The sequence below is a fragment of the Frankia sp. AiPs1 genome (genome assembly GCF_023716945.1).
GTDB lineage: Bacteria > Actinomycetota > Actinomycetes > Frankiales > Frankiaceae > Frankia.
The window spans coordinates 1-4,115 of sequence record NZ_JAMQQF010000537.1 but is presented as its reverse complement, the minus strand read 5'-3'; the positions used below and the strand labels follow the sequence as shown (position 1 = coordinate 4,115).

Genomic DNA, 4,115 nt, shown 5'->3' with positions numbered 1-4,115 from the left:
TCGCAGGAGCGGGAGCGCGTGGGGGCGTTCGGTCGGGCCCGGCGCAGTGCGGGACCGGAGGGCGGCGAACGGGGCTGGGCGCACGCCGGCCCGCCGACGGACGCGACACGCCCCAGGCGGCGGCTGTGGGACTCGTCAGTCAACCCAACCCGGTGAACCCGGGCGGGGGGCGGCCGATCCGACCGCGGACTGCGTCGAGGTGCGCCGGGCACCCGCGCAGCGGCGACGACGAGGCGCCTCAGACCCGCCCGGTACACGCCGCGCTGACGGCCCGACCCAGGTCCGTCACGCGGTCGCGGTGCAGGAGAGGACGCAGCACTGCCATGGCGAACACTGTACTTCCGCCCGCGCTCCGCGCTCCATGTTGCGCCGCGTCCGAGCTGCGCCGGGCGGCGTGGAGGTGGCGGACCCGGGCGCCGGCGGCGGAAGGGACCCGGGGCCGCCGCTGAGGGTATTCCCCGCAGTCGCGTGGGTGGATATCCTGCACGCCAGAGTGATCCCACCTTCGGGCGGCCGCTCTTCGCCAAGGGGCCCGGCTGCCAGCCGCGCGGCGCGAGGAGGAATCACCCGCGATGACCGTTGTGCCCTCCGGTGGACGTCCGCGGGCGGTGTCGGCCGCGGGCGATCCCTCGCCCCTCGACGAGCTGCGCACCCGCCTGTCCGCGCAGGTCGACGAGGTGGCCTCGGTCCAGTCGCGGATGCAGGGCCTGCTCGACGCGGTGGTCGACGTCGCCCGAGAACTGAGCCTGCCGGTGACGCTGCGGCGCATCGCGCAGGCCGCCAGCCAGCTCGTCGACGCCGAATACGGCGCCCTCGGGGTCATCGGCGAGGCCGGCGAGATCACCGAGCTCATCCACGTCGGTTTTGCCGAGGGCGTGCCCGGGACGATCGGCCGGCTGCCGCTGGGCCGTGGTCTGATCGGGGAGAGCCTGCGCCATCCCCGCCCGCTGCGCGTCGCCGACGTCGCGGGCCATCCGGCCGCCGTCGGTTTCCCGCCGGGGCATCCCCGCTTCGACACCTTCCTCAACGTCCCGATCATGGTGCGCGGAGAGGCGTTCGGCACCCTGTTCCTGGGGGCCAAGCGGGGCGGCGGCGAGTTCAGCCGGGAGGACGAGAGCCTGGCCTGCGCCCTGGCCGCCGCGGTCGGCTTCGCGATCGAGAACGCCCGCCTGTACGAGGCGACGCGGCGCCGCCAGGCCTGGCTGTCCGCCAGCGCGGAGATCACGACGGCGCTGCTGTCGGTGGCCGATCCCGAGGAGGCCCTGGAGCTGGTGGCGCGCCGCGCCCGGCAGGCGACCGCCGCGCGCCTCGCGGCGATCCTCGTCCCCGACGCCGCCGGTCTCGTCGTCGGGGTGGTGGACGGACCGGGGCAGGAACACCTGCGCGGCCAGGTCTTCACCGGCAACGAGCGGATGACCGAGGCGATGCGCTCCGGCCGGGCCGTGCTCGTCGGTGCCGGCGCACCCGGCGGCCCACTGCTCGGCGCGCAGACTCCCGACGCGGCGGCCACCGTCGGGATGGTGGTGCCGCTCATGGCGGGCGGGCGGGCGCTGGGCATCCTCGTGCTCGGCACCAGCGGTCCGTTCGAGACCTTCAGCGGCCTCGACCTGGAGATGGCCGCCGCTTTCGCCGGTCAGGCGGCCCTGTCGCTGGAGCTCGCCCGCATCCACCGCGACCGGGAGCGCCTCGCGGTGTTCGAGGAGCGTGATCGGATCGCCCGCGACCTGCACGACGTCGTGATCCAGCGGCTGTTCGCGACGGGCCTGCAGATGCAGAGCCTCGCCCGCGTCCTGGACGGCCAGGCGGCGGGGCGGCTGCACGTCGCCGCCGACGAGCTCGACCAGACCATCGCCGACATCCGCCAGACCATCTTCTCGCTGACGGCCGCCGACCCCGACGGCGCCGAGCTGGGCATCGAGATCCGGTCGATCGTCGCCCAGACCGAGCGCACGCTCGGCATCAGCCCGGCGATCCGGGTGGACGGGCCGATCGACCGCCGGGTGCCCGCGGCGATCCGCCCGCACATGCTCGCCGCGCTGCGGGAGGCGCTGTCCAACATTGCCCGGCATGCCCGGGCCACCCGCATCGATGTTCTGCTGCGGGTGACCAGCGTGGACGTCCTCGTCGAGGTCCGCGACGACGGCTGCGGTCCCGGCGGCGCCTCGCGCAGCAGTGGGCTGGCGAACCTGCGCCGCCGGGCGCTGGACCTGGGCGGCCGGATGGCGTTCGGCCCCGGTGAGAACGGCATCGGCACGACCGTGACCTGGCTGGTCCCGCTCATCACCCCGCCGGGAGCGCTGTACGCGTACTCGCCGGCGGACCATTCGGCCGCCCGCTAGCGCCTGCCGGCCTGCCGGCAGGCGCGTCAGGTGTTCAGACGGGTGGCGAAGACGGCGGCCTGGGTTCGGCTCTCCAGGCCGAGCTTGGCCAGCATGGACGACACGTAGTTCTTCACCGTCTTCTCGGCGAGGAACATCCGGCTGGCGATCTGGCGATTCGTGAGCCCCTCCGCGATCAGCCGCAGGATCCGCCGCTCCTGGTCGGTCAGGCCGGCGAGCCGCTCGTCCTCGGCCGGCCCCTCCCGCAGACGCACCAGTACCCGCGGTGTGACCGCGGGGTCGAGCAGGGACTTGCCCGCGGCGACCTGGCGGACCGCGTCCACCAGAGCCGTGCCCCGGATCTGTTTGAGGACGTAGCCGGCGGCGCCGGCCATGATTGCGGTGAAGAGCGCCTCCTCGTCGTCGAAGGAGGTGAGGATGAGACAGGCGATCTCGGGGTTCGCCGAGCGCACCTGGCGGCAGACCTCGATGCCGCTGCCATCCTCCAGCCGCGCGTCGAGCACCGCGACCTGCGGTCGCAGCGCGATGATCTGACCGAGCGCCTCGTCGGCCCGGCCGGCCTCGCCGACCACCTCAACGTCGGGTTCGTCGGTGAGGAGATCCCGCAGGCCGCGCCGTACTACCTCGTGGTCGTCAAGAAGGAACACCCTGATGATTCCGGTGGTCGACGGTGGGGACGCAGCGTCACCGACACCGGACCCGACCGCCACTTCGTCTGACACCGTTGACTCCGCCCGACCTCGCTGTCGTAGAAGACCGTCGCTGTATGTCACGTGCGGCAAGCAGAATATAACGCTCGTGGTCCAACGCCCGGGCTGGCTTGGCGGAACGGGCGGGGCGGCGAGCCGCGCCGCGGGCACCTCGGCGGGGGCCGGGAACGCCGTCTGCAGAGCCATCCCGGACGGGGTGGCCCGTGAGGCCGCCACCGACGTGGAACAGCTAGGTAATCAACTAACTGCTATGTGTAGTTCCTGTATATGATCATGAAATGATTGTCGCGGCGGAAATCCGCGCCCCGCCTCCGGCGATTTCTGGGGCGGGGCGGCGGGCCCCGCGCACGCCGTGATCCGTGCCGATGTCTGCGCCGCACCGATCGTTCGCTCCTTGGCGTGCGTCAATCATGTCGGACCTCCCGCTAGTTTGCGCCGATATGTCGCCGCTGTGTCGGAACACACCCCGATGCGGAGCGCATCCGGTCTGTCCGTCAGAATGCGGTCTCGTCCACGCCGACGGCCTGTTGGCCGGGCCGTCCCCGGGGCCGGGGGACGCCGGCGCTGCCGAACAGGCGTGCGGACGATGCCGACTTCGCAAGGAAAGGACGTGCGCGCGTGCGATGGGGTAGGAGCGACGACCCGGTGCCCATGACGGCTGGGGCGAAGATTGCAACGCTGCTGGCCGCCCAGACCGAGAGCGCGCCACTCGAGCCGCCCGTCGGCTGGGTCGCCAGCCGCTCGTGGACCGTGACCGGGACGGTGAACCCCGCCGCCTCGACCACCTATCGGGTGTCGGCGACGGTCGCGACAATTCCGGACGTGGATCCGGCCGACGGCCCGGATGGTGCGCAGAACGCGGAGACCGCCGTTGCCACGGCGGATCTGACGCTGTCCTACCAGCAGCTCGTCCGCTTCCGTGACGCGCTGAGCGCCGACGGCTACACCGTCACCGAGGTGTTCGAGGGATGGCGGACGGTCGCCCTCGACGTGACGCCGGCCGCAGCGCCCGCAGCCCCCACCGCCCGGGGCCGCAAGGCCGCCGCCGAGCCGGTCGCGCCGCTTC

General features: G+C 73.0%; 3 protein-coding genes. 2 read left to right on the top strand and 1 reads right to left on the bottom strand.

Annotated elements, in window-relative coordinates; all coding sequences use genetic code 11:
• Positions 1–572 precede the first annotated feature (572 nt).
• A complete protein-coding gene (locus ND748_RS26890; RefSeq protein WP_251749010.1) occupies positions 573–2,339 on the top strand; it encodes a GAF domain-containing sensor histidine kinase in 1,767 nt (588 codons plus the stop codon).
• Between the two features lie 26 nt (positions 2,340–2,365).
• Here ND748_RS26890 and ND748_RS26885 read toward each other — a convergent pair whose 3' ends face one another.
• Complete coding sequence (locus tag ND748_RS26885; protein ID WP_374216046.1) at positions 2,366–3,061, bottom strand: response regulator; 696 nt, start codon at positions 3,059–3,061, stop codon at positions 2,366–2,368.
• A gap of 633 nt (positions 3,062–3,694) precedes the next feature.
• On the opposite strand from ND748_RS26885, the gene ND748_RS26880 reads away from it, so the two are divergent.
• On the top strand, positions 3,695–4,115 hold a 421-nt coding region (locus ND748_RS26880; protein ID WP_251749009.1), incomplete at its 3' end, for a hypothetical protein.